We start from the raw sequence: 26,014 nt of genomic DNA on the forward strand, positions 1-26,014 counted from the left end.
AACTCCGAAGGCATAAAACACATTATTAAGGTTGAAGTTCTGTTACTATTGTGTTAAAAGTAATGTAACTTTTAAAGCTTCAAAAACATAGGAGTGGATAAAATGAGGTCAGAGGATATCCAAATTCATGCCCATAATTGTCATAATGATAAAGAAACACACAAGGCGTGTGTTTCTTTAGTTCCAATTTTTAACCATTTAGAGGAGGAACAAATGGATGAAATTATGGTCACTGCCCAATCAGTATCATATAAGAAAGGTGAGATAATTTACCGTGCAGGTGAGCAATCAGACTCCCTTTATATTATTAATAATGGAAAAATTAGAATCTATCGATTGTCTGAGTCTGGAAAAGAGCAGTTGGTACGTATTTTAAATACCGGAGAATTTACAGGCGAACATGCATTATTTAGCGAATCCACCCATGAATCCTATGCAGAAGCATTGGTTGATACAAAAGTGTGTATGATAAAACGAGCTGATTTACAGGAATTCCTATTAAAATATCCTTCTATTTCCTTAAAAATCCTTACTGAATTTTCGACTAGATTAGAACAGTCTGAAAAACAAACCACTCGTTTTGCGACTGAAAAAGTAGAAACACGGATTGCACTTTTTTTAGCAGAGTGTAAAGATAGTGAAGAAGGTAAATCTAAAGAGATTGTCTTACCAATGAGTAAAAAAAATTTAGCGTCCTTTTTGGGAACGACGCCTGAAACACTTAGTCGCAAATTAGCTGACCTTGAAGATCAAGGTTTCATCAGCCAAAAAGCACAACGAAAAATTGAGATTATAGATTTGGATGGGCTGCTTCTAGTCTAATAACGAAAAATGGGAGGGTATTTTTTTGAATGATTTCACGAAGATCAAAGAGCATTTGCATTCCCTTGAAATCTTGTTACTTCAAAGTGAAACAAGAAAATCAAAAGAAAAACTTGATGAACTATTAGCAGTTGACTTTATTGAGTTTGGTAGTTCAGGTCGCATCTTTGATAAAGATGCTATTCTTAGTAGACTTCCGAAAGAGAAAAATCCAGAGTTTGAATTAATGGATTTTGATGCACGACAATTAGCTCCAGGTGTTGTACTAACTACATACCGGGTTTTAAAACGCATGGACATGAAATATTCGTTGCGCAGTTCTATTTGGAAATTAAATGAAGGAAAATGGCAAATGACTTTTCACCAGGGAACAAATACCTAATACTAATCCTATTTTGAAAATATAAAGAATATTAAAGTTAGGTGACCAGGGGCAATTATTCTAATCTGAGCAATAAATAATACGGGCGGTATCTCTACGTAGAGATACCGCCCGTTGATTATAATTAAGGTACTTAATTAATTATTTGTAGTTCTTTAGGAAATTTAGTTAGTGTTTCAAACCCATCTGCAGTAACGAGGACATCATCTTCAATCCGAACTCCGCCCATTCCTGGAATGTAGATTCCGGGTTCAATCGTATATACCATTCCTTCTTTTAATACGCCATCATTTAGGTGATTCATGGAAGGGAACTCATGAACGTTTATTCCCATGCCATGTCCAATCCGGTGCGGGAAGTAGTCACTATATCCTGCGTCGCTAATAATTTCACGGGCAACAGTGTCTAAATCACCAATCCGAGTTCCTGGCTTGCTTTTTTCTAACGAAGCTACTTCAGCTTTTAACACTGTATTGTAAATTTCTTTTTGCTTGTCTGAAATCGATTTAAAAGCCACTGTTCGTGTTATATCAGAGCAATATCCATCAAGAACAACTCCTAAATCAAATAACACCATGTCACCAGGTTTAAGCTTTCTATCACCGGGATTTCCATGTGGGTCACCAGATTTTTCACCGAACAAAACCATAGTTGAGAAGGACATTTCACGAATTCCTTTTTTCTTTAATTCATATTCAATTTTCGCTAAGACTTCCATCTCAGTAATTCCTTCTACCAGGGCATCAATACCAGTCTTCACTCCAAAATCAGCCATAGTTGCTGCCCGTCGAATAATATTAATTTCATTAGTATCTTTTACAACGCGCATCTCATTTAATTTATCTTCAACTGATACTAATTTTGCTTCTGGGAATAGACTTGAAATTTCTTTGCTGCGTCCGTAGGAGAGGACTTCCTGTTCTATTGCAACTGTTTCCACTTTAGTGAGATTTCTCTTCTTAAGTGAAGACTGAATTAGCTCCCACGGGTTTTCGTGGTCAGAGTATCCGATTATTTCATATTGCCATCCAGAATCTTGCAATTGGCCGACTTCCATTGCAGGTAAGATAAATAAAGGCTGATCCTGTCTAAATATAAATATTCCCATTAAACGTTCATGTGGGTCTGTATAGAAATTAGATAAGTAGTACACATTTTCAACTGAATTTAAAAAAGATACTTCTATATTTTTTTCGTTCATCCAAGCAGTCATTGTTTCTAAACGTTCTTGCATGCTCCTGACACTCCTTCTATTAAAATTACTTGTTTTTGTTTTTATTTTGGGTTGTTAATGTTACTAAAATTAATACGATAATTGCTGCTGGAACTGAAATAACGACGCTATTTAATTCAAATGGCTTACCAAGTGCAATCTCCCATAACAATGTTGTTATAACACCCGTGACCATTGAAGAAACACCACCAATTGCATTTACACGTTTCCAAAAGAATACTGCCAAGATTGCTGGTGTAATACCTGCTCCATAAACTGTGTAGGCGTACATTTGGACTTCAAGGACAGTTGGAAAAAACCGAATTAAAAGATAAGAAAATACACCGAGAATTACGATGAACAATTTTGTCATCTGTAATTGTTTTTGGTCCGATGCATCTTTATTAATATACTTTCCATAGATATCATACGTCATATTTGTCGCAGCTGAAAGCAAATAGGAGTTCCCTGTTGTAATGATGAAGGCAGAGGCTGCAGCGAGTAAAATACCGCCAATTGCAATCGGCATTGCCAACGTCGTAGCCATTAGCGCCATCCCTGGATCGATATCAGGAAACAAAGAACGGGAGGCAAATGCTATTAATGAAATCGAGGGCGATATAATTAGCATTATCACCAACCAACCTATTTGTCCTTTTTTAGATGAGGAATCTCCCTTTGATGATGCTAAACGCTGATACATATTTTGGTCACCAAGCAAGAGAAATAGGGACGGTAGTAGGTAACCAATCAACTGAATTGTAGTTAATCCTCCCGTAGCAGTTAGATGTGAACTTGGAACGTTTGCAACAATCGTATCCCATCCACCAGCAACTGAGAAAATCACCGGAACAGTAATCAATAAACCTCCAACCATAAGAAAGCCACTAACTGCATCCGTTTGGGACACAGAACGAAGGCCGCCGATCATTGCTAGGAAAATGATTAATGCACCACCTATCAGTGTACCGGTTTCTACGCTCATTCCTGTTGTAAGATTTAGGATGAACCCGAACCCTTTCATTTGATAGGAGACGATACCTACATAAGCTAAAAGAACTATGATACTTGCAAGGTTGCGGGCAGAAACACCATACTTTTCTTCTAGGATACCCGAGATTGTATATTTTCCAAAAGCTCTTATTTTAGGCGCAATAACATACAGTGTGAGGATACCAATTAAAGTAGGTACCATTAACATAAGTGAAGGAATAAGACCAAAACTATAAGAGACAGAGGTTTCTCCACCTGATATACTTCCGCTTCCTGTCCATGTAGCAAGCAGGGTACCCATTAGTACTAACGGGCCCAAGCTCTTTCCAGCTAGGATAAAATCAGTACTAGTTGAAACTTTTCGTGACATATAGATGCCTAGTCCAACCATTATTAAAGCATAAATTCCAATAAACCATAGTAAGTTTGGATTTGCTTGAAGTTCCATGTGTAATCAGCTCCAATAGATTAAAAAGTTTAGTTTAAGTTTACAGGTTACTATTTGTATGAAATGAGGTCAATATGTATTTTGAACTGCCTGAGTAAAAACAAACCTAGTTCAGGTCATGATTTTTAATTTTAAGAGACACCAAATCATCCCCTCTCTTCGATTATAGATGTGAAAGGAGGTGGAACGAGATGGCAGTAGCACAGTTAATTGATTCTCGTCTACAATTATCATTTGAGGATGGCGTAACAGAAAAAGGCGAAGTTATTATCAAAAACAAAAGCTTTAACAATGTAAAAACTTCAGCAACACCTGATCAACTACTTGCGATTACCGTTGCATTAGTAGCGTTACAACAAAAGACTCTCCACTCTATTAAACGTAACGATACGGAACTAGTTACAGAAGAATAATTAATCAATTAAAATTAATGACAGAGAGGAGGAGAATGTTTTGAAAACATTAGAGCTTAAATTCCTAAATGAAACAGACAAGTTGGTGACAATCACACTTGATAGCCCAATTGAACCTGCTGATCCAGTAGCAGTTGAACAAGCAATGGACGAAATCATTGCTCAAAATGCTTTCTACTCATCTGGCGGTGATTTAGTTAGCAAAAAGAGTGCACGAATCGTAGAACGAAATATTTTTGATATAGAGGTGTAATGAGAAGGGAGCGTAAAATCGCTCCCTTTCTTTCACAACTCAAGGACAGTAAGTGAGAAAAAAATTACCATATAATAAAATGCAAAAAACTGAACCTTCCAGCTAATTAGGAAGTTCAGTTTTTAATGATTTACAAGCGCTTAAAACCTTCTTGTTGAAGATAATCAGCCGCCCCGTTATAGGTTGCATAAGTGCCATCTAACATTTCATCCGCGTAAATGTTCCACGAGTCGTAGTCATAAACAATTTTAAGCGTTTGTTGCTCTTTGTTTATCCATGTTTCTTCAAAGTGCTTTTCTGAGAGAGACTCGATGGACAGTCTAATCACTTTACGAAGCTCTTTTTCAGAAAAGTCGCGAATATTTGTCATCCCTCTGTCATCAATAGCATAGGGTTCATCATCTATTAGTTCTGTGAATACAAATGCATTACCATTTGGATGCAGATGATTTACTACGATTTTTTTATCGATTACACTTTCTTCATAATGAAAATTGACACGACCAAGGGATACTTCTTTACGTTGTAATTCAGGGAATGATTCGATAATAGTCAGTTTTTCTTCAAATGTAAGCATGTTACCTCCAAGTGTTTTTTGAAATCTAAACCATATTATACCACTGCAGTCTTGTAAAATACGAATTTCATTTATTAAAGGCATACTTTTAGGGCACGCTCAGGGTTAAACCGAGCGCGCTTTTTGTTCTTGTCTAGGAAATTGAGAGAATTGTAAAATTGGCTTGATGTGGATATTTTTTTGGCAAGGTGAGGCCGCGTCAAGCTTCAGCGAAATAACTTCGAAGCGGTTTTGCAACGAGTAATCGCAGGAGCGACTATTAATTGTATAAATACCGACGAATTGTTTATAGCAGGCAGTCACCCAAGTAACAACAAGTAAATAAACTTCAATATGCTCTTAGTTAAGAAATAATGCAGTTATTTTAAACTAGAAAATATAAATTGCAGTTAACCTGCTGTAAAGTAATCTTTACTATCAATCAGCTGAAATCTCTTCTAACTCTTCTTCAAAATAAAATGTGTTAGGGTACTCTTCAACTGTATAAGAATAGCGCTTCATGTTTTCAACGTAACTCCACTTGTTAATAGTAACAGGTTCACCGGTTGACCTAAGTTTCACTTTTTGGTTATATTCGAATTTATTTTTACTTTTCACTATGTCACCTCATTATTTTATGTAGATATTAGTATTCATCCCCATTATTCAAGCTAATTAAACACGTTTGTTCTTATGTATGGTGGTATTTACTACCAAAAAAGGTTATAATAATAGAAGGGAATTAACCCAAGGTATTCTTAAAGTAGAGATACACCGGTAGTCGGTTGAGATCAGGAAACGGAAAGGATGACCAAAATGTCAGGTATATTGTATCAAGCAAAAGCTGGGGATGGTTTCAAAAAAGAGGGATTAAATAGAAAAAATACATTCTTTAACACTCCAACAGAGGCAGTTTCAGAAGCCTTAGCATTAAAGGAAAAAATGGATCAAAGATACGAGAATGAAATAGAATGGGATTATAGTGGTGAGATGACAGGCCCAGTCAAAAAGATAAAAATATTAAGAGGCTATTTGGATGGTGACCGTAAATCAAAACCATTTTATTTGCAAATTGTAACGGTTGAAAACCAAACAGAACAGCTTAATGTTGTGTCGGCAAAAAAACCTAAAAAAGTGACTACGAAAGATAAGAAAGTATTAAACAAGGTAGTAAAATTACTGAAATAGTTGTTACTATACATATTAATATTTTTAATAAAACCGCTTTAGAGAAAGCGTTTTTTTAAATTTTATAAACTTTTCAATCTCGAAATATGTAACGTTAATGAAAAAATAAAGAATTAAAGATGAAAAAACCGATTATAATTCAACAAAATTATAATCGGTTTTTTCATTATAGAAGTAAGAAATTAATTATTCTATTAAGACTTTATCATAAATATATGACGTACTTGCTTTCTTTTGGATTTTGGTGCTAAGACATATAATATATCTTTCTTTTGAAGTCTTGTGCTACCAGTAGGTGTGACCACTTTATCGTTTCGTATAACAGCTGTAATAAGTGTATCGTTAGGCAATCTTATCTCAGTTAGAGTTTTATTCAAGACTACAGAGTTTTCTCTAACATGAATTTCAATTATTTCAGAGGAAGAATGTCCCATTGAAACTAACTCGAGTGTGTGTGGTGATGTTACTTTTTCTCCACCGACTAATCCTAGTTTATTTGCTAAAGGTGAAATTGACGCCCCCTGTATTAATGCAGAAGTTAACACAACGAAAAAGACAACATTAAATAGCAACTGACTATTTTCTAATCCTGCAATCATCGGATAGGTAGCAAGTACGATCGGAACTGCTCCTTTTAAACCTGCGCTTGATATAAAGACTTTATCTTTTATTGTAAGCCCCATTTTAAACGTACTAAGGAATACGCCTATAGGTCTAGCTACTAACATAAGCAACAAGGATAAAAGGATACCCTGCCAAAAAATAGTTAACAATTGGTTTGGAAATACCAATAGACCTAATAAAATAAACATTAGAATTTGCATCATCCAAGCAAATCCCTCATTAAATCGGAAAATAGAGTGTCTAAAGGTTAAATCAGAATTGCCGACTAAAACAGCCATAGCATAGACAGCTAGAAAACCACTGCCATTAAATAAGCTAGTTAAACTGTAGGTTAGAATTGCAAAAGCTAAAGCTAATATTGGATATAAACCGGAAGAATCTAAATTAATCTTATTAATACTCCATACGCCAATTTTTCCCATCAACAAACCTACTACTAATCCAAACCCCATTTGCCAAAAGAAACTAAAGGTAATTCCAAGAATATTTAATTCAGGATTCTGAATTATGGAAATGAAAGAAATGGTTAAAAAAACAGCCATAGGATCATTCGTACCGGATTCTGCTTCTAATGTAGATGAAAGCTTCTGCTTTATATTCTTATTACCAATGACAGCAAATACTGCAGCAGCATCCGTTGATCCTACTATTGCTCCAAATAACATACCTTCTAGCCAAGTAACTCCTAGAATATACTTAGCACAAGTTCCTATCAATAGTGCAGTGACCAAAACACCAATCGTTGCTAAGGATAACGACGGTTTAGCAACCTTTTTTAATTGTGTCCAGTTTGTTTGCATACCACCCTCGAAAAGAATCACAATAAGTGCTAAGATACCGAATAATTGAGTGAGTGATGCGTTGTCAAAATAAATATAGTTCGATAGAAACATACCAACAATTATATAAAAAACTAGAGAAGGTAATCCAAGACGTGAGGAGAATTTCGTTGTTAATACACCAATAATTAATAATATTGCTACTAGCAAAATGGAATTGTTGACTGTGTTGTTTATGATTGTAATCATATACCGCCACCTGTTTTACTGTTTATTTTAAGTGAGTGCTCTTCCTAGGTTTTTAAAGCTTTAGGAGTTTATTCTTAGTATAATGTGGATTTAGAAATCATTTCAGAATGTATACTATTATTATACCAGAATTATCAGAACTAGCTGAGAATTTTGTCTCGGGGAACTATTGTGAGCATAAAAAAAGTTGCGAACAATCATTTTCTATATAGGCTTGTTAGCTTTTGTTTTGATAAAAATAGATAATTGGGTGACTGCTTTAAAACGGATTGAAGAGATAACTTGTCGTGAGAGAGGATATTAATTAGTAAAAAACTTACCCATTTAAATTTTTTATAAAACGGGTGAGATATTTGAATGACTTCAAATCCGAGTCGTTCACAGCATTTGGTTAACGAAGTTATTCCAACGACTCCTTTAATATCACTTCCATGAGAATTTTTTTGGATATACTCGTCTAAACCAGGTAATGACTGTTTTACATACTGATAAAGTATTCTAGTTTTTTTAATATCACTTTTGACATCTTTTAGTTCATTAAGTAATCGTACATTGTGTAAGTGAATTTTTACTAACTTGTCATTTGTATTTATACTTGTTCCGTCCATTAGAGTTATATTTCTACCCTTATACTTCGTTACACGGACCCTCAAAATAGTATCGGATGTGTGTTTGTTGATTGGATAGGAAAGACGTGAAACTTTAAAATAAATTGGGTCAAGTTTAGTCCAAATCGGTAATAGGAATCTAATCATTATGTTCTTCCTTTTATAACATTTTTTAGTTAATTTAATTCTATGAGTTGACTATAAGAGTATTATTGTTTCAACGATATGAAATATACATGTCAACGATCCATGTGGAAAGAAAAAACCATAACAAAAGTGAAAATTCAAGGTAGTTAAGAAAAAGTAGGAAAGACCGGTAGGTGGATGATTAAAAGAATAACAGTTCAGTGTGTGGAAAGACGGAATTTTAACAACTGAGTAAAATAAAAAAGGCAAGCCATTTAAGCCTGCCTCTATCTATATGGTTAATTTTAATTTAAAGATAAATTAGATTATCCGCGTCTTCCGCCTCTACCGCCCCGTTTAGTTTCGGTGCTTCGTTTGAGGGTGTACAGATTTTCCTCACTAGTTTTTAAGAATTTGGCCATTTTATCTTCAAAGTTTTCTTTTGGTTTAAAATTGCCTTTTGAGCGGAAGTCTTTTGAATTCCTACCATCTTTTCCTTGACGTGGTGGACGCTTAGAATAAGAAGAAGTACTTCCTTCGGGTTTATCTATAGTCTTTTTAATGGACAAGGCAGTTTTTCCGTCTTTCTCACTTATCACTTTTACTTCAATTTGGTCGCCTAATTTGAGATGGTCATTTACATCTTTTACATAACTATCCGCCACCTCGCTGATATGCACAAGACCTGTTGTTCCTCCGGGTAATTCTACGAACGCTCCAAAATTAGTGATTCCTGTTACTTTACCTTGTACCTTACTGCCTACTTCGATTGACAAAAAAAGTTCCCCCTCAATAGTATTAAAACCATTTTATTATAACATGTGAATTGAATAATATCAATTATGTGATTATAAGATTTATTATTAATTAATTTAATCCATTTCATAATACCTATTTACCGCTGATAGTGTAATGATGAAATTGACTCAATTAGCTTATAATATAAATATAACATTTTCTTCGTGAATGTTGAAAGATGAAAAGTATTATTAGTATAGGATGTTAGGTGGTATTTTATGAATGGTAAACAAATTGCAGGAGAAAAGGCGATAGAATATGTCGAGTCAGGAATGTTGTTAGGTCTTGGAACTGGTTCAACAGTCTATTGGTCAATTAAAAAGCTAGCTGAGCTTGTGAAAGATGGGCTTGATATTAAAGGGGTACCTACATCTCTTGGTACTGAGAAACTCGCATTAGAATTAGGTATTCCGCTAGTTAATCTATCTACAGTCGATCACATAGATTTGAGTATAGATGGGGCTGATGAAGCTAATTCAAATTTCGAATTGATAAAGGGCGGTGGAGGAGCTCTGTTACGAGAAAAAATGATTGCATCTATTTCGAAGCAATTCATCGTTGTTATTGATGAATCAAAATACGTTCCCCTTTTAGGTGGTTATCCGTTACCTGTTGAAATTGTTCCGTTTGGTTTTGAGTTAACTGCAAGGCAAGTTGGTAAGTTAGGTTGTGAAGCTAAGTTACGAATTTCGAAGAATACTCCCTTTATAACAGATAATGGGAATTATATATTGGATTGTTATTTTGAGGAAATTCAAGATGCCAGTGCATTAACTAGCAGGTTAAATATGATTCCTGGGGTAGTAGAGAACGGTCTGTTTATCAAAATGGCTGATACCATTTTAATTGGTGCGAAAAACGGAACTGTAAATACATTAAATAGATAAAGCAAGAATAAATGGAAGCTCTACTTAAGAATTAAGAAGTATAGCTTCCATTTATTCTGTTGTAACGAATTTTTCCCCGGAATTATGTTTCAATGAATTGATGAATTTTTTTGAAAACTATTTCTCGTATTTGTTTTGATTCATTAAATAATTCATGTTTACCATTATCTATCAGAACTACCTCTAAATTTGTGAACTTTTCTTGGGTGAAAACAAGATTATGTTTCCAATCTACTGTTTTATCTTTATTACCCTGAATGATACAAGTTTTTGTACTTGTTTTTTTATATGACTTTATCTCTTCGTTCCATTTGATTAATGCTCCAATCCACTCCAGGGGGATAGCGTCAGTTTGTAATGGGTCATTACTTATAAAATCGAGATAACTCTTTTCCGATGTATTTTCTCGATAATTTCTTTTAACATCGGTGACGAAAGGAAAGAGTTTTGCCATGCTAAAACCTATTCTGGATAGATGCCAATGATTTGATCGAATAAGTGGGGCAACTAAGATCACTTTATCAATTTGATGTTCCTTGTGTCTCAATAGATAATCAATTGTTATTGCTGCACCTGTACTATGTCCAATCACATAAAAAGGACCCGGAATTTCGGCAGTGGCTTTATTCATTAATTTTTCCATTGTTATAACATAATCGGAAAAATGAGTAACGGAAGCAGTCTTTCCTCTAGAAAGTCCATGACCTTGTAAATCATAACTAATTACCGTGTATTGTTGTTCGTTTAAAAACCGAATGATACGACTCAAATGGCCAATATGACTTAAATAACCGTGCAATAAGAAGATAGTTCCTTTGCTCTTATTCGGCTTAAAGATTTGTACACTAATATTGTTTTTATCGATCTCTATTTTGCCGAAGTGAAAATCAATGTTTTCTAAGTCAATATGATAGTAATTAAGGTAGGCTCTGATGTCAGCATCTAGTTCACTGGGTTTATGGAAATCAATTTTTTGCTCCTTGCAGGATAATCGGTCCAAACTATCCTTTATCTTGATGGCTTTTTTCACGCGACATTTCTCCTTAACTTGGATCCATTATAAAGGCTTTTTATTATTATACACAGTGGTTGTTAAACTATTTAAACGATTCTATATGTATAGTGAAGAACTTAAAAATCGGGGATGCAACAAGGTAAATGCATAGGATAAACATGGGGGGTGCTCTATTCAACTATTTTATCACTCAAAAAAGGAGCCAAGATTGGCTCCTTTTTCTGTAATTAGTCGTTAATCCATTGATCGACTAACTCTTGATTATTTTCGACCCAAGTCTTTGCTCCATCGAGCGGTTCTTCCGCATTCTCTACTGCGGTCATTAATGTTCCAATTTCTTCGTCATTCATCTTCCAATTTTTCAACCATTGATCAAATTCTTCAAAGTCTTCCTCAAAACCATGTCTGGTGGCGTGGTGAATTTTTTCTATTCCACCAAATGTATTTTTAGGATCGTCTAAATATTTCAAGTCATATTCGGCAAATATACGATGTGGATTCCAAAGTGGAGCAACAATAGCTTCCTCATTTTTAATCGCTTCGCCAATTGCAGTTAGCATAGCAGGCTCGGAACTAGGGATGAGTTCAAAATCGAGATCATAATCTGAAATTAGTTGTTCAGTAACCTCCATTGTTCCAGCACCAGGATCAAAACCTGTAATTCGACTTTCGAACAGCTCTTTATGTTCATTTAAATCTTCGATACTGTTTATATCTTCCATATAAGCAGGAACAACTAAACCAACTTTTGCATTATCGTACCAAACTTCTTCGGAGAAATTAACATCTTCCTTATAAGTTTCAAAATAGTTTGCATCCTGAACAGGTAACCAAACTTCAAGACTAAGGTCAAGTTCACCTTTTTCCAAGGCTTTCATTGTGGTACCCATGTCGATTACGCTAAATTTAACATCGTATCCTCTGTCTTCAAGTATGACCTTCCACATATTTGTAACAGCTATATTTTCAGCCCAGTTTATTTGTCCCATATGAATTGTCTTTTGTTCAGCTTCTGTCACGTCTTCATTATTATCAGTACTTCCACAGGCAGCAAGTACAACAATTAGAGATAAAAATAGAATTATAGATTTTTCTTTGATGAATTTCATTAATTACCCTCACTTTAAAGTTTTATAAATACTATGGATTTTTGACTTTCGATCCCCCTTTAATTAAATGTGTTTAGAACGTTAAATTATTATTTTACAAACTTAATGGTAACTTATATATAAAAATTGTCAAATTTCAGTCACAAAAGATTTAGAAATTGCTGAGATTGAACTGCTTGACACTTTTTTTGTGTCTGAACAATACAACTGAAGAAATTAAACTTTAGATTGTTTGTAAAGTTGGTTGGCAATATATGTCGCGTCGTGATATACTCGCGTTACTACATATCACTATGATACATAGTTGTGATTTGACATGAATTGCTGGAGGTGAAACGAATGAGCGTTGATAAAATGTTGAAAAAATATATCCCGATGACCGAAACCGCTTTTTACATCGTTCTATCATTAACAAAACCTCGCCATGGTTATGGCATCATTAAGCATGTTGAAGAGATTACAGGTGGTCGAATTCAATTAGGCTCTGGAACGGTCTATGGGACACTAACAAAGATGCAAAGGGATGGAATTATTACCGTTTATGCTGATGAGAAAAGAAAGACAGTCTACGAAATTACAGCTACTGGGAAAAGAATAATTAGTGTAGAGATAAGTAGATTAAAAGAGTTGCATAAAAATGCGCTTATTTACGAGGAGGATTTTTATGGTTGAAAAAGTGTTTAGACCGTTTTGGAGCTATGATTTACAAAAAACAGAAGAATGGCTCAAAACTATGGCTAAAGACGGTTTTCACTTTGTGGATTTGAATCGTCAAACACGTGTTTTTTTGTTTGAAAAAGGAGAACCGAAAGTGAGAACATACCGGATTGGATACGATAACTTCCAACCTGAAACTCTTTCAAAAAGCATGTCAGATGAGGGATGGGAAAGAGTTTTTAACAAAGGTAAATGGTCCTTTTTGGTGAATGAGAAGCCTGTTAATCAAATTCAACTATCACCAGTTCGAGATGGCATCATTAAACGTAATGGTAAACTAGTATATCTTTTTGGTGGAATTGGAATCTATTTGACGTTCTCTGTTCTATTAAATGTGGTTCTGCTTACATTCAGTATTTTTTTCCAGGATACTCCTATTACCATTGTTCCGAGTCCTTTTTGGATCTTAACTCCATTTATTTTTTTATTTGGAATTGCTGTATGGTGTCTTGTTCTTTATTCTATTTTTAAGATAATTAAAACAAATAAACAACTTAGCGGAGAAGAAGTAAGTTCCTCCGTACACCAAGAAAAACATGAGCGGACTAGAAAAGAAGAAAAACAGTTGAAGCGTTCGGGCAAACTTATTGTTAAAAAGAAATTTGGTTGGATGTATGCCCCTGATAAGCTAGAAAAATGGCTGGAGTCAATGGAACAACAGGGCTATAATCTCCACCGGGTAAGCAAAATCGGTACAATATTCTACTTTACAAAAGGTCAGCCGCGAAATGTAAGCTTTTGTGCAGATTATCAAAACATAGCAAATGAAAGCTATTTTAGTGCACATAAAGATGCTGGTTGGGAAAATATCTTTTCGTCATATTCCTCTATTACAAAATGGACAATTTGGTCACGTAAATACAATGAAGGTGAAGAGGCTCCCAAGCTTTATACTGATCGAACGCATAAGTTAAAACATGCTAGGCGAATAGCGGTGACAAATTCTTGTATGTTTGGTCCTTTGCTAGTTATGTATGTATTTATCATTAGTTCAATGATTACTCATGCTATTCAATATGGTTTAGAACAGCAACAATTAATAAGTATTGTCTTATTTGGATTATGTATTGTTATCTTTGGATCATTTACAATTAGAACATGGTTCTATTACATACGACTAAAAAAACATTCTGACTAATCGAAAAGCTGATCATAAGTCGTTTCAAAATGACTATGATCAGCTTTTGTTCCTTTTTTAAATGGTCGATTCCCCACTTACTAATGCTATTAATTGTAACGTACCATGAACTCCTTCTTCTAAGACTATTTATAAACTAACCCAACCCTTGGAGCTACTTTCGTCTGATTTAGTTTTGTGAAACTCTTGAAAAAGTGTCAAGTGAAATAGATTACTAATCATCCAATGTTATAAGTGGCGTGATTTCGGAAAAGAAGAGTTTCTTTTATGTCATTTGTTTTAAAAGTGAAGCAAAAATAAGTTAAATATTACGCTTACATTAAATTTTAATAGTTATATAGACTTTTCAAATTAACGTGGTAAAATTTATAATAAGTACATAAAGGGAGACATTCATATGAAGCTTTGGATTAAAAAAATATCCGTTGTCCTAATTACATTTATGACTTTAGGGGTCTACATCCCGCCAACTTATTTAAATGCAACTACCGAAAATGATGAATTCGTTTCTGCAAAAGCGAATTTTAATGATGATAGTTTTATCCCTGTTGCAAAATCACAATTAGAAGATGAGGAAGTTCTTGAAGAGTTAGATACAAGCGAGTATTTAATAGATTTGATAACCGAACAAGCAAAAGTGCAGACATTTTCAAAATTGGGTCCCAGAATAATGCCTCAAATTGAAGACGATTTTTCTACTATTATTCTACCTCAAATGGAAGAGGTTATTAGAACGGTTATAGCAGAAGCTGATGAAGATGAATCACAGTTCTATGGAATCTCTGAACAACCTACAGCCGGATATGGGGAGAAGATTTTTCATCTTTACAATTATCGTACAAACATGGATATCGCAAGGTTCCATGTTAGGCGTGATAATCGACCTGGGGAAGGGTACTGGTTCAATTTTCACTATCATTTAAGTAGCGATGGTTTTGAAAAGCATAATTCAATTGGGGAAATTTATTGGTCTAAAGACACACCGCCTAAATGGATGGCGTAAATAAATTAAATAAATACGAGAAAACCAGTCCTAAACTTATTTAAAGTTTTGTGGACTGGTTTTATATTTTAGATAGTAGTTAGCAGGTCCCGAGCTATTTTAAGTTTTTTAGATTAGGGTAATCACAGTATTCAATGATTGTTCCTTCTGTATCAGCTGGATTTAAATAAATGAGGCGTCTTCCGTGTTTATTTATCCGTAATGAATCCTCTAACACACGAATGCCTTGTTGCTTTAACTCTAGTAATGCTTGATCCAGATCATCAACACGATAGGCCAGATGGTGTACTCCTTTTCCTTTTTGTTTAATAAAACGCGCAATCGGAGAAGTTGTGTTATTCGTGGGTGCGAGTAGTTCTATCCGTTCGCCGTTTATTTCCATGATGGCAATTTCGCTTTCTACACCTTTTGCATCACTGCTATAATGATCGATTAATTTAGCTTCTAACACCTTTGTATAAAAGGTTATACTGCTTTCTATATCTCTTACCGCAATGCCGATGTGGTCCATTTTTTTATTCATAATACGCTCCTGATAATTTTTGTCCATTGTAACATAGGAAGTGAGAAATGGTTTTAATGATACAAGTTAATTTTATCAAATCTCTAAAAGGAGAATATGAATGGAAGAAGTCGTTGGCGTCTGTTCCAAATGTGATCGTACAATCTATTGTCAGGATGGATTTTTAGATGGTGTTGTTGATGAGAATCATACACTCTATTGTTTTGTGTGTGCAGAAGGTAATGATGATAAGAAAAACGGTTCTTTTAATGGAATTTAAATTTTTCAAATAATTATTTGTAGACATGGATTCCCTCAGTCGTTACAATTTCAAGTAAGGGAGGGGAACGAGAATGAGCGATCAAAAAGTTACCATTCAAGTGAAGGACAATGGCTCTATCCGAGTTACTGGTGATGTTGAGCTACTAGATGCTGATGGAAATGTCTATGAATCAAAGCCTGCCTTTTCATTATGTAGATGTGGAGCTTCCAGTAACAAGCCGTTTTGTGATGGAACGCACAAAAAGATTGGATTTGAAGATAGGTCACGAGTTGGAGAATAAACAGAGCTAGAGCCATGATTAAGTGGCTCTTTTTCTATTTGGACAAAATATTGTAATCATCATAATAAATGGTCTGGTAATTTGGAAAAAGGTAGGAGAGAGAAATGTGAGTAAAAACTTGGCATTACTATTTATTGCTATTGGAGCTTCATTATGGGGGGGTATTGGTGTATTTGTTACTTACTTGTACCAAATCGGATTTACACCGACACAGGTAGTAGCGATTCGTACTATATCCGCTTCTGTTTTTCTTGTGTTATATGTCCTAATCAAGAATAGGCAGTTGTTTAAAATAAAGGTGGCGGATAGTAAGTATTTTATAGGTACTGGTGTGATCAGTATTGTGTTTTTTAACTGGTGTTTATTTAGTGCAATGGAGGAGACGTCGATATCAATTGCCACTATCCTACTATATACTGCTCCTGCATTTGTAACGATTTTAGCAAGAGTATTTTTTAAAGAATTATTTACAACCAGAAAAATAATAGCTCTTCTAACAACATTTATTGGCTGTGCTTTTGTCATTGGAGTGTTTCCTGATACCAATGGGTCCATCTCCTTTTATGGATTAATTCTTGGTCTCGGTTCAGGATTTTTCTATGCATTGTACAGCATATTTGGAAAGTTTGCGTTAAAGAAATATGACTCATTAACTGTTACTGTTTATACGTTTTTATTTGCAATGGTTGCCATAACCCCTTTCAGTGGATTATGGTCCGTTATTCCACTTTTTTCATCTGTTGAAGTATGGTTTTACATAGTAGGCTTAGGACTATTATCTACGATGCTAGCATTTATTTTTTATACAATAGGATTAAATAGGGTAGAGTCCAGTCAAGCGTCAATCATTGCTACGATTGAACCTGTAGTTGCATCGTTAACAAGCTTTATTATATTTGAAGAGAGATTAAATTATTGGCAATATTTTGGGATAGTGCTAGTAATCGCTGCGGTTATAATTGTTCAAGAAAAAACAAAAAAATCAAAACTGGTAACGTCTAATCGCTCATCGTTATCAGGTTAATAGGAGGGATACAAATGGGAATAATTGTTTATATAATTTCATTATTTATTCTATATCTTGTGATTGAAACAGCTGTAAGGAGAGGTATAAATAGTTCGAAAATAGGTCAATTGATTGAAGATAAATATGAAAAAGAAGAGAAACTATCTTTTTTTGATAATGATTTAGATGACTAAATGAATCGTTTATTAAGTACTTCTGAAGATGGAGAAGAAAAAACTACCAAACTTCCGTAAATACAGAAGTTTGGTAGTTCGTGTAATATAAGTTAACGTTAGCGGCTTATTAGTTTCATAAGTTTTTAAATAGGCTACAAGATTTTACTTAGGAATGCTTGTGTTCGCTCATTTTGTGGGTCCCCAAAAATCTGATTAGGTTCCCCTTCTTCTTGGATAGATCCTTCGTCCATAAATATAACGCGGTCACCCATCTCGCGAGCAAATCCCATTTCATGTGTAACAACAATCATAGTCATTCCTTCTTGAGCCAGGTCTTTCATAACTTGCAAAACTTCCCCAACAAGTTCTGGGTCCAGTGCAGATGTAGGCTCATCAAACAACATCACCTTTGGATTCATCGCGAGAGCCCGTGCGATGGCAACACGCTGTTTTTGTCCTCCGGATAAACTATCCGGGTAATCATCTGCTTTTTCAGAAAGACCAACTTTTTTAAGTAATGCAATTCCAATATCATTTGCCTCACTTGCAGATAGTCCCTTAACTTTTTTTGGAGCCAACGTAATATTTTCTAATACAGTTCTATGAGGAAAAAGGTTAAAGTGTTGAAAAACCATGCCAACTTCTGCCCGTAGTTTATTAATATCTGTAGTTGGATCCGATAAATCTTCTCCGTTGATATAGACATGCCCAGAAGTGATATCCTCTAGTAGATTTAAGCACCTAAGAAAAGTACTTTTACCTGAGCCTGAGGGCCCAATTACGCACACTACTTCCTGTTCTTTTACTTCTGCATTTATGCCTTTTAAAACCTCTAAATCACCGAACGATTTGTGTAAGTCTTTTACTGTAATCATTTATACATCCAGCTTCCTTTCTAATCTTCTTAAGTATAATGATGTCGGGATGGTTATTAGTAGGTACAGTATGCAAACCATCAATAGCGTTTCAAATATTTCGTAGGTAACATTATAGTATTGTTTCCCCATATAAAGCAGTTCCCCAACTGCGATAACAGAGAAGAGTGATGTATCCTTTAAGCTAATAACAAATTGATTTCCAAGCGGTGGAATCATTCGTTTGAAAGCCTGGGGCCAGATGATATACCGCATCGTATCATTTTCGGTAAGACCTAATGAACGACCGGCTTCACTTTGCCCTTTCTCGATTGAGTAGACAGCACCTCGGACAATCTCTGCAATATAAGCTGCTGCATTAATTGTAATCGCAACAATTGCTGCTGTGAGCTCATTAATACTAATACCAATTAAATCCTCTGTTAACCCGTAATAAATAAACAATACTTGGACTAGGATTGGTGTTCCTCTAACAATTTCAATATAAACGATCGATATACTACGGATAAATTTACTTTTTGACAGTCGTGCAATACCAACAATTGCACCTAATATGAAACCAAAAAAGAGACCTGAGAATGTAATTAATACAGTCATCTTCAATCCATCAAATAGAAAAGGTAATGAGTCTATATAGGGTGATTCTAAAATTGTGTCTAGCATGAATAAACCTCTCCTTCAATTAAAAAAAGCTAAGTTGTAAGTCATTTAATTATGAGAAAAACAAAATGATACTAGAAATGTAAAAGTGTTTTTCATGAATTATAAAATTTGACGATGGCTTTCTTTAGAGAACATTTTTGTTACTACGTTCTTTAAAAACAGCGTAACAAGGTAAAAGCTTGTTACGCTGATAAGTTATGTGTTTTATTTTAGATGAAAATTGAATACTATTACTGAGGAGGTTCTGTACCAAACCATTTTTTGTATATTTCATCATAAGTACCATTTTCTTTAATTGTTGCTAATCCCTCGTTAACAGTTTCTACTAAGTCAGAGTCTTTTGGAAATGCAATTCCATATGGTTGACCTTCTAGTACATCACCAACTGTTTTTAGTGTGTCTTGTGCATTTTCTTTTATATAATATTTCACATTTGGCAAATCATAAAGTACGGCATCGAGTCTGTCTCTTTCAAGGTTCATATAAGCGGTAACGATTTCCGGATAAGCAGTCACTTCGGCGTCAGTACTTTCAAGAAGATAAGCCTCACTAGTTGATCCTTGACGTGCACCTACTTCAAGGCCTGCAACATCATCAATTGACTGGATATCTGATTCCTCAGGTACTGCCAAAATTAGACCTGAGTCATAGTATGAATCCGAGAAAGCAATGGTTTCTTTACGTTCCTCTGTAATGGAAATACCTGCAAGAGCAAGTGGGAATTTTCCGGATTGCATCGATGCAATTAGTCCATCGAAGTCCATCGTTTTAAATTCTACGTTAAATCCAGCTTCATCGGCAATCGCTTCAATGAGTTCGATATCAAAGCCTTCCATCTCTCCTGTATCTGGATTCTTATATTCAAATGGTTGGAAATTTGCATCCGTTGCGACGGTGTATGTTTCCATATCTTCTCCAGAGCTATCCCCAGATGATTCTGAACCACACGCAACTAGCAGTGAAATTGCAAACATTAATGCCATCATACCTAGAAATTTCTTGTTCATTCCATTTGCCCCCTCTATTTTTATCGCTCCACTACTATTATTGCAAATATTTACAAGTATTGAAATTTTTAAAAAATTACAAATAAGAACTGAAACTTCCAAATTTTCCTTTATATCGAGTATAAACTGATTCTGTATAAGATAGCTTGATAATAGTTCGTTATACTCCCATATGATATGTAAATGAACGCGAAACAGTAGTACAGATCTATTAGTATTCTCGGATATTTGGATTATTTTTAAAAAAGAGCACACGAAAAAGAAATTAATCTAGTATTAAAAAATATTGAGGAACAGTTAAGTCCTTTAATAAATAAAAAATTGTGCACAAAAAAGAAGCGATAATGATAAATCGCTTCTTTTTGATCAAAAGTAGATGTTATTGTTTCACACTTGAAAAATAATCGAAGGAATCCATCGCCAACGTTACCCCTTGAGAAAAAGCTGCCCCGCCACCTAGTGCTGCACTTACTGCGATTGTTTCCATAAATTCATCTTCAGAAGCACCGTGTTCAATTGCTCCTTTTGTATGATACATAATGCAATACTCATCCTGTGCATAAATACTAATGCCTAGTGCTATTAATTGCTTCTCTTTCTTAGCAATCGAACCTTCCTCAAAACAAGCTTCGGTGAAGTCAAAATATCCTTTTGTCATCTCAGGTAATTTTTGTTTAAACCTAGAGCTACCTTCTTTGTAATCTAAAATTGATTCATCATAATAATTAAACACATCTTCGGAATTTGTATCCACTTGATCCCACCTTGTTTCAATATATATTCTATATACTCTAGCATCTTAAAAATCAGCCGAAAATATACATGGGATTAGTTGGTAAGAACTGTTTCTAGTGTCCGCTTGCCTCTAAATCATTATCATTTCCATCAGCTGTAACTTTAATAAATCCCGCTGCCCCTTTTTGTACGTGATTGAATTGATGGGTTACCATCGTGTACATACCTTCTTCTTTAACAGTGAATTCAACAACAGCACCGCCACTAGCAGGTAACATTACGGTTTGTAACCCTTTCATATTATTAGCGGGGTTGCCGTCAACATAGACATCATCAAATATAGTTCCAACAACATGGAATGAACTAACTTCATTTGGCCCGACATTGTTAACATAAAGTCTGATTTTATCCCCAACTTTTGCTAAAAGTGGTTCGTCTCTTAAACTATTTAAGACGCCGTTCGTATTAGGTTGGCCCTCTTCTAGAGCTTTCGTTGAAAATACTACTTGTGATGGTTCTCCATTTGTCATATCGTCTAAATCATTATATTTGTACCATTCGTTTTGGATGATTACATACTCTCGGTCAACTTCGTCATCGGTAGGATATCCATCAGACGGCTTTACGATAATCGTTCCATGCATCCCGTTAGCTATATGACTTAGTACCGGTGCGGTCCCACAGTGATACATAAATACACCGGGATATGTTGCTTGATAGGTGAATGTGTCTTCTTCATTAGGCATTACATCCGCAAATTTTTCATTTGGTGCTGCGTGGACCGCGTGAAAATCCATGCTATGTGGAATGGAAGGGTCTATATTTTTTAATGTGAAATGAATCGTGTCACCCTCATTAACAACAACAAGCGGCCCTGGAGCTTCTCCGTTAAATGTCCAGGCTTTATACGGTTTACCATTTTCTATTTCAATATCAGTAATCTGTGAAGTCATTTCAACATATACATCATTTCCATCCCGTTCGATTTGAAGCGGTACTGGCTCCTGGTTTACACCTTGGTGCGGCTTAATCACTTCACTTTCTGATTCCTCTGCTTGAACTAAGTTATCATTTTCATTCTGGTCTGGACTACTGTCATTCTTATTTGCACAAGCGGATAAGATTATTAATAGAACCCCAAACATTAATGCCACTCGAAAACCTTTCATTTCATACAATTAGATCACCTCATTATTATTTTTAAATAAAATGGTAAATTCAGTGAAAAGATAAGGTTTAGAATGACTCTTAATTTACTTTATTTACCTTTTCTTCTCAGTATTAGAATAATGTTTGGTAGCGTTTACAAAAGTGATTTAAATCACTTAAAACTGCTCATTTGTGAACACACTATGACGTTGGGGTTATTTCTACAGATAGGACTGTTCTATAGAGCAAAGTTAGTTTCGTAATCATATAAAAGTTGACTTATAAGTTTCTCTAGGGTTAAAATGTTTACTGAAGGAAACATTTTTAATTGCGTGCATATAATTAATTCCAAGTAAATAAAAGTTTCATAAAAAAACAGCAACGATAGTCTGATTATCCAAACAACTTTCTTCAAAAAGAAATGAAGGTTTGTGGAGATATTTTTTAAAGGGGTGAGGAATAATGGATGAAAATTTACTATTTGCCTTTGCGTTGACATTAATGGCAGGTCTAGCCACAGGTGTTGGGAGCGTGTTGGCTTTTTTCACATCTTCAACAAATACGAAGTTTTTATCTTTAGCGTTAGGGTTTTCAGCTGGTGTGATGATCTATGTATCTATGGTGGAAATTTTCGTTAAGGCACAAGATTCACTGGTTGGGGCAGTTGGAAATGGACTTGGCCAATGGTTGACTGTGGTTGGATTCTTTGGGGGAATGATACTAATCGCGATTATTGATCGGTTTATTCCTAAACAAGGGAACCCACATGAGTTGAAGAAAGTCGAGGATATGAAAGAGCCAGAAAAACACATTAAAGATCCTGATTTATTAAAAATGGGTACATTTACAGCATTAGCAATTGCGATTCACAATTTTCCAGAGGGAATAGCAACCTTCACCTCAGCGCTGCAAGATCCGGCACTGGGAATTGCTATTGCTGTTGCGATTGCGATTCACAACATTCCAGAAGGAATTGCAGTTTCTGTTCCAATTTATTTCGCGACAGGTGATAAGAAAAAAGCATTTAAATTATCTTTTTTGTCTGGATTATCAGAACCAGTTGGGGCTATCGCAGCATATTTTTTCTTATTACCATTTTTAAACGACATTATGTTCGGTATGATTTTTGCGGGTGTAGCCGGGATAATGGTGTTTATATCGTTGGATGAACTACTACCAGCAGCTAAAAAGTATGATGAGGCACATATCTCTATTTATGGCTTAATTGGTGGTATGGCTCTTATGGCATTGAGTTTGTTATTATTTATATAAAAAGTAGAGGGATTAGTCCAGACTATTCCCTTTTTTTATGCTTCTTATCGCAGTTTTTTTATCTCAGTAACGGGAAACAATGTAGGTAGAAGAGGGATGGGAGTAGCAGCTCTTATCTAGCTAGTAGTGTGCATTTAATAAAAGCTCCTCTAACCAGTTAGCTTATGTAGTGGTGTTATTACAATTATTCGTTAACATTAAAAGAGGGGGGTTGAGTATGAAAAGTACTTTTTTAGATCAATTTTACACCTACGATTCTGAGACGGGTAAATATATTATTGAAATTGCCCTAAATAATTATGATGATATATTCAACAGTTGGGATTCCTCAGTTTATAACATTCGTGATTTAGATTCTAGTTTGAAATCTTTCTTAGAGGAATGTTCATTTGATATTACTTCAAGCAAAGATATAATTTTGCGTTTTAATATAAAGAATCAGGAGAAAGATCCTGAAAGAGAAAAGCAGATTGAAGAAGGAATTCGAAATTATTTTAATTACTGTTTATATATAAAGAAGACCCAATTTACGTACAGAAGGAAAAGGTCATTAATTTATATTATGGCCTCATTGTTTTTTACAATCTTATCCTATTATCTGCAAAACATTGTAGACAACGAGTTTTTAAAAGAAATTGTATTATTGAGCTTAACAGTTGGAGGTTGGATTTTTTTTGTGGGAAGCATTCTCGCTTTTATTTATTCAAAGCGGAGACCTTTCAAAGAAAAAGAAGCAATATAAAAGAATTTTAGCTGCACCAATGAAATTTAATTATGATTGAAAAGGAGAAGTGTTTTTTTACTTCTCCTTTTCCGTTTGAGAAACAATTAAGGAATCTAAAAATAGAAGAAAGAGAAATGACTACTAATGAATACATGTAACAACCTTGATAGTCATTATATAAATTCTTGTATCCATTTAACGGATTCCTGTTTGTTATAGCCATGGTATAACTCGGTAGAAAGACGGATTGGATCACCGAAAAAATATCGTTCATATTGGGTTTGACGAGTGCCAAATGCGCTCATAGACAAATCCCATGCTAATCGGAATAATCTTACTCTATCTACTGCATGCTTAGATGCTCCTTGTAGGTATAAATTTAAATCATTGTTATTTTCAGAATGAAATTCTTTTTCTGTTGGAATTGAAATTAACCCACTTGTTCCTAGAAGTTGTATAATCTCGATCATTCTTGAATAAATGTTTGGGAACGTATTTGCTGCTACAAATAATGATGTTTGGTTTGGTCTCATTAACCCAGACTCATCCACTTGTGCATCCATTTCAGCTTTGGATAACAACGCCTTCATTGTTTCTAAGGATATGATAATCTCTGCTATTTTTGCTTGAACATGCTGGTACTCTCCACTATTAATGGTATCTACAATGGATTGTGCAACGCCAAGTACAAATTCTGCTTTAATTACCTGCCTAGACACGACTTGGTGTAACGTAAAGGGTAGGAAGCCACTCCAATTTTTATAATTATTTGCAACCTCTAAGTTGCTATGGAAAAATACCCGTTCAAAAGGGACTAATACGTCATCAAAGACAACAATAGAATCCATTTCTTCAAACCTCGAGCTTAAAGGATAATTAAAAGTAGAATCTCCATAGACAAATGATTCTCGACAGATAAACTTTAACCCCTTGGTATTACTGGGGATAGAAAAAGCAAAAGCGTGGGATTGATCTCTAATCCCACCAGGGGAAAATACTATCATTTCATCAGTCATGCCACCCTGGGTTGCAAGCAAACGAGCTCCCTTGATGATTAATCCATCATCGGTTACTTTAACAATTTTAGCTGCAATTGGCTCGTCGGAATCTTCAAAGTACAACTGGGATCGATTCACCTGCGGATTTATGAACGTGTGGGTGAAAGAAAGATCTTTTTCTCTTGCTTCTTCATAAAAACGTTTCAAGTTATCTGGATAGCAATTTTCTTTACCTCGGAGTACTTCAGCTGAAGATGCAAATGCCATTAACACTGTGTTCATATAGTCAGGGCTTCTTCCCATCATTCCACCATTATATTTTGCCCAGGATTGAATCATTTTCCGTCTTTTTATTAGATCTTGTTTTGTTTTTGGCGGCATAAAAGAAGTTCCAACTAGATTTCCCGTTGAGGGAGACTTGTACGTCATGGTATTTATCTTATCTTGATCGTATTGCAAGTCGTATAACGCTGCTTGACTGTGTAGTGCTCCGCTAAAGGCAGGATGTTTAGAGATGCTACCTTCTAATGACTGACCATTTATCCAAATAGATGCATTTAACTGGTCAATTCTTTTAATATATTCATCCCCGGTGATTGCAACCATAATCATTCCCCCTAAATATAAGTTTATATTTCTATAATAGTTGGGATAAGGGTATGTTGTTACTTCTCTTTTTAAAGGACTGTTTTAGCTATAATTAATGTGTTTGGCAGTGGCGTTTTTGGTCTCAAACCTCTAGCAAACAATGGATAACATGAAAATACATGTCAATGCACAAAATCAATAGAATGCGCACTCACACTGGATTTATTCTCACTCATCTTCCCGGAATGCGCACTCAACCTGGATTTATTCTCACTCGCCGTCCTGGAATGCGCGCTCACCCCGGGTTTATTCTCACTCAGCGTCCCGAATGCGCACTCACCCCGGATTTATTCTCACTCAGCGTCCCGGAATGCGCACTCATCCCGGATTTATTCTCACTCGCCGTCCTGGAATGCGCGCTCACCCCGGATTTAT

The 26,014-nt window shown here is 35.1% G+C and carries 31 protein-coding genes; 15 read left to right on the forward strand and 16 right to left on the reverse strand.

Annotation, left to right across the window (positions count from 1 at the left end; genetic code table 11):
* Positions 1–102 precede the first annotated feature (102 nt).
* Together LD272_RS12100 and LD272_RS12105 are read left to right on the forward strand one after the other, a co-directional pair.
* On the forward strand, positions 103–822 hold the full coding sequence (locus LD272_RS12100) for a Crp/Fnr family transcriptional regulator (RefSeq protein WP_226036862.1): 720 nt from the start codon (positions 103–105) through the stop codon (positions 820–822).
* A 25-nt stretch (positions 823–847) separates the two neighbouring features.
* On the forward strand, positions 848–1,204 hold the full coding sequence (locus tag LD272_RS12105) for a nuclear transport factor 2 family protein (protein WP_226036863.1): 357 nt from the start codon (positions 848–850) through the stop codon (positions 1,202–1,204).
* 133 nt (positions 1,205–1,337) lie between these two features.
* On the opposite strand, the gene LD272_RS12110 is transcribed toward LD272_RS12105, so the two are convergent.
* A complete protein-coding gene (locus LD272_RS12110; RefSeq protein WP_226036864.1) occupies positions 1,338–2,438 on the reverse strand; it encodes a M24 family metallopeptidase in 1,101 nt (366 codons plus the stop codon).
* Positions 2,439–2,463: 25 nt separating this feature from the next.
* Positions 2,464–3,858 carry a sodium:solute symporter family protein gene (locus tag LD272_RS12115; protein ID WP_226036865.1) on the reverse strand — a complete coding sequence of 465 codons (1,395 nt, stop codon included), beginning with the start codon at positions 3,856–3,858 and terminating at the stop codon, positions 2,464–2,466.
* Positions 3,859–4,049: 191 nt separating this feature from the next.
* On the opposite strand from LD272_RS12115, the gene LD272_RS12120 reads away from it, so the two are divergent.
* Together LD272_RS12120 and LD272_RS12125 are read left to right on the forward strand one after the other, a co-directional pair.
* A complete protein-coding gene (locus LD272_RS12120; protein WP_226036866.1) occupies positions 4,050–4,271 on the forward strand; it encodes a DUF1659 domain-containing protein in 222 nt (73 codons plus the stop codon).
* 40 nt (positions 4,272–4,311) lie between these two features.
* Entirely contained in the window at positions 4,312–4,524 is a 213-nt protein-coding gene (locus LD272_RS12125; RefSeq protein WP_226036867.1) for a DUF2922 domain-containing protein, read from the forward strand.
* 130 nt (positions 4,525–4,654) lie between these two features.
* On the opposite strand, the gene LD272_RS12130 is transcribed toward LD272_RS12125, so the two are convergent.
* Positions 4,655–5,101 (reverse strand): hypothetical protein, encoded by a 447-nt coding sequence (locus LD272_RS12130; protein ID WP_226036868.1) that lies wholly within the window; start codon positions 5,099–5,101, stop codon positions 4,655–4,657.
* 417 nt (positions 5,102–5,518) lie between these two features.
* The gene (locus LD272_RS12135; protein ID WP_226036869.1) at positions 5,519–5,698 is read right to left on the reverse strand and encodes a hypothetical protein; all 180 of its coding nucleotides are present in this window, start codon (positions 5,696–5,698) and stop codon (positions 5,519–5,521) included.
* A gap of 198 nt (positions 5,699–5,896) precedes the next feature.
* Here LD272_RS12135 and LD272_RS12140 point away from each other — a divergent pair, with 198 nt between their 5' ends.
* Positions 5,897–6,268, forward strand: coding sequence for a hypothetical protein (locus tag LD272_RS12140; protein WP_226036870.1), 372 nt, complete (start codon positions 5,897–5,899; stop codon positions 6,266–6,268).
* 194 nt (positions 6,269–6,462) lie between these two features.
* Here the strand turns inward: LD272_RS12140 and LD272_RS12145 are convergent, their stop codons facing one another.
* From LD272_RS12145 to LD272_RS12155, 3 genes are all read right to left on the reverse strand, one after another.
* Positions 6,463–7,920 carry a potassium/proton antiporter gene (locus LD272_RS12145; protein ID WP_255639730.1) on the reverse strand — a complete coding sequence of 486 codons (1,458 nt, stop codon included), beginning with the start codon at positions 7,918–7,920 and terminating at the stop codon, positions 6,463–6,465.
* Between the two features lie 197 nt (positions 7,921–8,117).
* Positions 8,118–8,675, reverse strand: a complete 558-nt coding sequence (locus tag LD272_RS12150) for a YkoP family protein (RefSeq protein WP_226036871.1) — start codon at positions 8,673–8,675, stop codon at positions 8,118–8,120.
* A 305-nt stretch (positions 8,676–8,980) separates the two neighbouring features.
* A complete protein-coding gene (locus tag LD272_RS12155; RefSeq protein WP_226036872.1) occupies positions 8,981–9,430 on the reverse strand; it encodes a S1 domain-containing RNA-binding protein in 450 nt (149 codons plus the stop codon).
* 240 nt (positions 9,431–9,670) lie between these two features.
* On the opposite strand from LD272_RS12155, the gene rpiA reads away from it, so the two are divergent.
* Entirely contained in the window at positions 9,671–10,339 is a 669-nt protein-coding gene (gene rpiA / locus LD272_RS12160) for a ribose-5-phosphate isomerase RpiA (protein ID WP_226036873.1), read from the forward strand.
* 82 nt (positions 10,340–10,421) lie between these two features.
* Here rpiA and LD272_RS12165 read toward each other — a convergent pair whose 3' ends face one another.
* On the reverse strand, positions 10,422–11,369 hold the full coding sequence (locus LD272_RS12165; RefSeq protein WP_226036874.1) for an alpha/beta hydrolase: 948 nt from the start codon (positions 11,367–11,369) through the stop codon (positions 10,422–10,424).
* A 212-nt stretch (positions 11,370–11,581) separates the two neighbouring features.
* Entirely contained in the window at positions 11,582–12,463 is an 882-nt protein-coding gene (locus tag LD272_RS12170) for a glycine betaine ABC transporter substrate-binding protein (RefSeq protein ID WP_226036875.1), read from the reverse strand.
* A 339-nt stretch (positions 12,464–12,802) separates the two neighbouring features.
* On the opposite strand from LD272_RS12170, the gene LD272_RS12175 reads away from it, so the two are divergent.
* The 3 genes from LD272_RS12175 (at position 12,803) to LD272_RS12185 (ending at position 15,321) form a co-directional block, all read left to right on the forward strand.
* On the forward strand, positions 12,803–13,135 hold the full coding sequence (locus LD272_RS12175; RefSeq protein WP_226036876.1) for a PadR family transcriptional regulator: 333 nt from the start codon (positions 12,803–12,805) through the stop codon (positions 13,133–13,135).
* Positions 13,128–14,318: a DUF2812 domain-containing protein gene (locus tag LD272_RS12180; protein ID WP_226036877.1), complete on the forward strand. Its 1,191-nt coding sequence runs from the start codon at positions 13,128–13,130 to the stop codon at positions 14,316–14,318. Before LD272_RS12175 ends, LD272_RS12180 begins: the two co-directional genes overlap by 8 nt.
* A 397-nt stretch (positions 14,319–14,715) precedes the next feature.
* Positions 14,716–15,321: a YpjP family protein gene (locus LD272_RS12185; RefSeq protein WP_226036878.1), complete on the forward strand. Its 606-nt coding sequence runs from the start codon at positions 14,716–14,718 to the stop codon at positions 15,319–15,321.
* A 94-nt stretch (positions 15,322–15,415) separates the two neighbouring features.
* Here LD272_RS12185 and LD272_RS12190 read toward each other — a convergent pair whose 3' ends face one another.
* Positions 15,416–15,844 carry a VOC family protein gene (locus LD272_RS12190; protein ID WP_226036879.1) on the reverse strand — a complete coding sequence of 143 codons (429 nt, stop codon included), beginning with the start codon at positions 15,842–15,844 and terminating at the stop codon, positions 15,416–15,418.
* A 100-nt stretch (positions 15,845–15,944) separates the two neighbouring features.
* On the opposite strand from LD272_RS12190, the gene LD272_RS12195 reads away from it, so the two are divergent.
* The 4 genes from LD272_RS12195 (at position 15,945) to LD272_RS12210 (ending at position 17,586) form a co-directional block, all read left to right on the forward strand.
* Positions 15,945–16,103 (forward strand): hypothetical protein, encoded by a 159-nt coding sequence (locus LD272_RS12195; protein ID WP_226036880.1) that lies wholly within the window; start codon positions 15,945–15,947, stop codon positions 16,101–16,103.
* A 73-nt stretch (positions 16,104–16,176) separates the two neighbouring features.
* Positions 16,177–16,386, forward strand: coding sequence for a CDGSH iron-sulfur domain-containing protein (locus tag LD272_RS12200; RefSeq protein ID WP_226036881.1), 210 nt, complete (start codon positions 16,177–16,179; stop codon positions 16,384–16,386).
* A gap of 106 nt (positions 16,387–16,492) precedes the next feature.
* On the forward strand, positions 16,493–17,410 hold the full coding sequence (locus LD272_RS12205) for a DMT family transporter (RefSeq protein WP_226036882.1): 918 nt from the start codon (positions 16,493–16,495) through the stop codon (positions 17,408–17,410).
* A gap of 14 nt (positions 17,411–17,424) precedes the next feature.
* A complete protein-coding gene (locus LD272_RS12210) occupies positions 17,425–17,586 on the forward strand; it encodes a hypothetical protein (RefSeq protein ID WP_226036883.1) in 162 nt (53 codons plus the stop codon).
* Between the two features lie 134 nt (positions 17,587–17,720).
* Here LD272_RS12210 and LD272_RS12215 read toward each other — a convergent pair whose 3' ends face one another.
* The 5 genes from LD272_RS12215 to LD272_RS12235 all read right to left on the reverse strand — a co-directional run bounded on the left by LD272_RS12215 (position 17,721) and on the right by LD272_RS12235 (position 22,017).
* Positions 17,721–18,443 carry an amino acid ABC transporter ATP-binding protein gene (locus LD272_RS12215; RefSeq protein WP_226036884.1) on the reverse strand — a complete coding sequence of 241 codons (723 nt, stop codon included), beginning with the start codon at positions 18,441–18,443 and terminating at the stop codon, positions 17,721–17,723.
* The gene (locus tag LD272_RS12220; RefSeq protein ID WP_226036885.1) at positions 18,444–19,106 is read right to left on the reverse strand and encodes an amino acid ABC transporter permease; all 663 of its coding nucleotides are present in this window, start codon (positions 19,104–19,106) and stop codon (positions 18,444–18,446) included.
* A gap of 230 nt (positions 19,107–19,336) precedes the next feature.
* Complete coding sequence (locus tag LD272_RS12225) at positions 19,337–20,113, reverse strand: transporter substrate-binding domain-containing protein (protein ID WP_226036886.1); 777 nt, start codon at positions 20,111–20,113, stop codon at positions 19,337–19,339.
* Between the two features lie 379 nt (positions 20,114–20,492).
* Positions 20,493–20,867: a carboxymuconolactone decarboxylase family protein gene (locus tag LD272_RS12230; protein WP_226036887.1), complete on the reverse strand. Its 375-nt coding sequence runs from the start codon at positions 20,865–20,867 to the stop codon at positions 20,493–20,495.
* Positions 20,868–20,961: 94 nt separating this feature from the next.
* On the reverse strand, positions 20,962–22,017 hold the full coding sequence (locus LD272_RS12235; protein WP_226036900.1) for a multicopper oxidase domain-containing protein: 1,056 nt from the start codon (positions 22,015–22,017) through the stop codon (positions 20,962–20,964).
* A 442-nt stretch (positions 22,018–22,459) separates the two neighbouring features.
* Between LD272_RS12235 and zupT the strand changes: the two genes are divergently transcribed.
* Both zupT and LD272_RS12245 read left to right on the forward strand, forming a co-directional pair.
* The gene (gene zupT, locus LD272_RS12240) at positions 22,460–23,269 is read left to right on the forward strand and encodes a zinc transporter ZupT (RefSeq protein WP_226036888.1); all 810 of its coding nucleotides are present in this window, start codon (positions 22,460–22,462) and stop codon (positions 23,267–23,269) included.
* A gap of 217 nt (positions 23,270–23,486) precedes the next feature.
* Positions 23,487–24,011 carry a hypothetical protein gene (locus LD272_RS12245; RefSeq protein ID WP_226036889.1) on the forward strand — a complete coding sequence of 175 codons (525 nt, stop codon included), beginning with the start codon at positions 23,487–23,489 and terminating at the stop codon, positions 24,009–24,011.
* A 155-nt stretch (positions 24,012–24,166) separates the two neighbouring features.
* Here LD272_RS12245 and hpaB read toward each other — a convergent pair whose 3' ends face one another.
* Positions 24,167–25,597 carry a 4-hydroxyphenylacetate 3-monooxygenase, oxygenase component gene (hpaB, locus tag LD272_RS12250; protein ID WP_226036890.1) on the reverse strand — a complete coding sequence of 477 codons (1,431 nt, stop codon included), beginning with the start codon at positions 25,595–25,597 and terminating at the stop codon, positions 24,167–24,169.
* Between the last annotated feature and the right edge of the window lie 417 nt (positions 25,598–26,014).

The organism is Aquibacillus saliphilus, assembly GCF_020404745.1.
Taxonomy (GTDB): domain Bacteria; phylum Bacillota; class Bacilli; order Bacillales; family Amphibacillaceae; genus Aquibacillus; species Aquibacillus saliphilus.

What these genes read in the sequence shown, in the direction of transcription:
- LD272_RS12100 (WP_226036862.1), top strand. Translation starts at nt 103, where the DNA reads ATGAGGTCAGAGGATATCCAAATTCATGCCCATAATTGTCATAATGAT.
- LD272_RS12110 (WP_226036864.1), bottom strand. Translation starts at nt 2,438, where the DNA reads ATGCAAGAACGTTTAGAAACAATGACTGCTTGGATGAACGAAAAAAAT.
- LD272_RS12115 (WP_226036865.1), bottom strand. Translation starts at nt 3,858, where the DNA reads ATGGAACTTCAAGCAAATCCAAACTTACTATGGTTTATTGGAATTTAT.
- LD272_RS12120 (WP_226036866.1), top strand. Translation starts at nt 4,050, where the DNA reads ATGGCAGTAGCACAGTTAATTGATTCTCGTCTACAATTATCATTTGAG.
- LD272_RS12130 (WP_226036868.1), bottom strand. Translation starts at nt 5,101, where the DNA reads ATGCTTACATTTGAAGAAAAACTGACTATTATCGAATCATTCCCTGAA.
- LD272_RS12140 (WP_226036870.1), top strand. Translation starts at nt 5,897, where the DNA reads ATGTCAGGTATATTGTATCAAGCAAAAGCTGGGGATGGTTTCAAAAAA.
- LD272_RS12145 (WP_255639730.1), bottom strand. Translation starts at nt 7,920, where the DNA reads ATGATTACAATCATAAACAACACAGTCAACAATTCCATTTTGCTAGTA.
- LD272_RS12150 (WP_226036871.1), bottom strand. Translation starts at nt 8,675, where the DNA reads ATGATTAGATTCCTATTACCGATTTGGACTAAACTTGACCCAATTTAT.
- rpiA (WP_226036873.1), top strand. Translation starts at nt 9,671, where the DNA reads ATGAATGGTAAACAAATTGCAGGAGAAAAGGCGATAGAATATGTCGAG.
- LD272_RS12170 (WP_226036875.1), bottom strand. Translation starts at nt 12,463, where the DNA reads ATGAAATTCATCAAAGAAAAATCTATAATTCTATTTTTATCTCTAATT.
- LD272_RS12175 (WP_226036876.1), top strand. Translation starts at nt 12,803, where the DNA reads ATGAGCGTTGATAAAATGTTGAAAAAATATATCCCGATGACCGAAACC.
- LD272_RS12180 (WP_226036877.1), top strand. Translation starts at nt 13,128, where the DNA reads ATGGTTGAAAAAGTGTTTAGACCGTTTTGGAGCTATGATTTACAAAAA.
- LD272_RS12185 (WP_226036878.1), top strand. Translation starts at nt 14,716, where the DNA reads ATGAAGCTTTGGATTAAAAAAATATCCGTTGTCCTAATTACATTTATG.
- LD272_RS12190 (WP_226036879.1), bottom strand. Translation starts at nt 15,844, where the DNA reads ATGAATAAAAAAATGGACCACATCGGCATTGCGGTAAGAGATATAGAA.
- LD272_RS12195 (WP_226036880.1), top strand. Translation starts at nt 15,945, where the DNA reads ATGGAAGAAGTCGTTGGCGTCTGTTCCAAATGTGATCGTACAATCTAT.
- LD272_RS12200 (WP_226036881.1), top strand. Translation starts at nt 16,177, where the DNA reads ATGAGCGATCAAAAAGTTACCATTCAAGTGAAGGACAATGGCTCTATC.
- LD272_RS12210 (WP_226036883.1), top strand. Translation starts at nt 17,425, where the DNA reads ATGGGAATAATTGTTTATATAATTTCATTATTTATTCTATATCTTGTG.
- LD272_RS12215 (WP_226036884.1), bottom strand. Translation starts at nt 18,443, where the DNA reads ATGATTACAGTAAAAGACTTACACAAATCGTTCGGTGATTTAGAGGTT.
- LD272_RS12220 (WP_226036885.1), bottom strand. Translation starts at nt 19,106, where the DNA reads ATGCTAGACACAATTTTAGAATCACCCTATATAGACTCATTACCTTTT.
- LD272_RS12225 (WP_226036886.1), bottom strand. Translation starts at nt 20,113, where the DNA reads ATGAACAAGAAATTTCTAGGTATGATGGCATTAATGTTTGCAATTTCA.
- LD272_RS12235 (WP_226036900.1), bottom strand. Translation starts at nt 22,017, where the DNA reads ATGAAAGGTTTTCGAGTGGCATTAATGTTTGGGGTTCTATTAATAATC.
- zupT (WP_226036888.1), top strand. Translation starts at nt 22,460, where the DNA reads ATGGATGAAAATTTACTATTTGCCTTTGCGTTGACATTAATGGCAGGT.
- LD272_RS12245 (WP_226036889.1), top strand. Translation starts at nt 23,487, where the DNA reads ATGAAAAGTACTTTTTTAGATCAATTTTACACCTACGATTCTGAGACG.
- hpaB (WP_226036890.1), bottom strand. Translation starts at nt 25,597, where the DNA reads ATGGTTGCAATCACCGGGGATGAATATATTAAAAGAATTGACCAGTTA.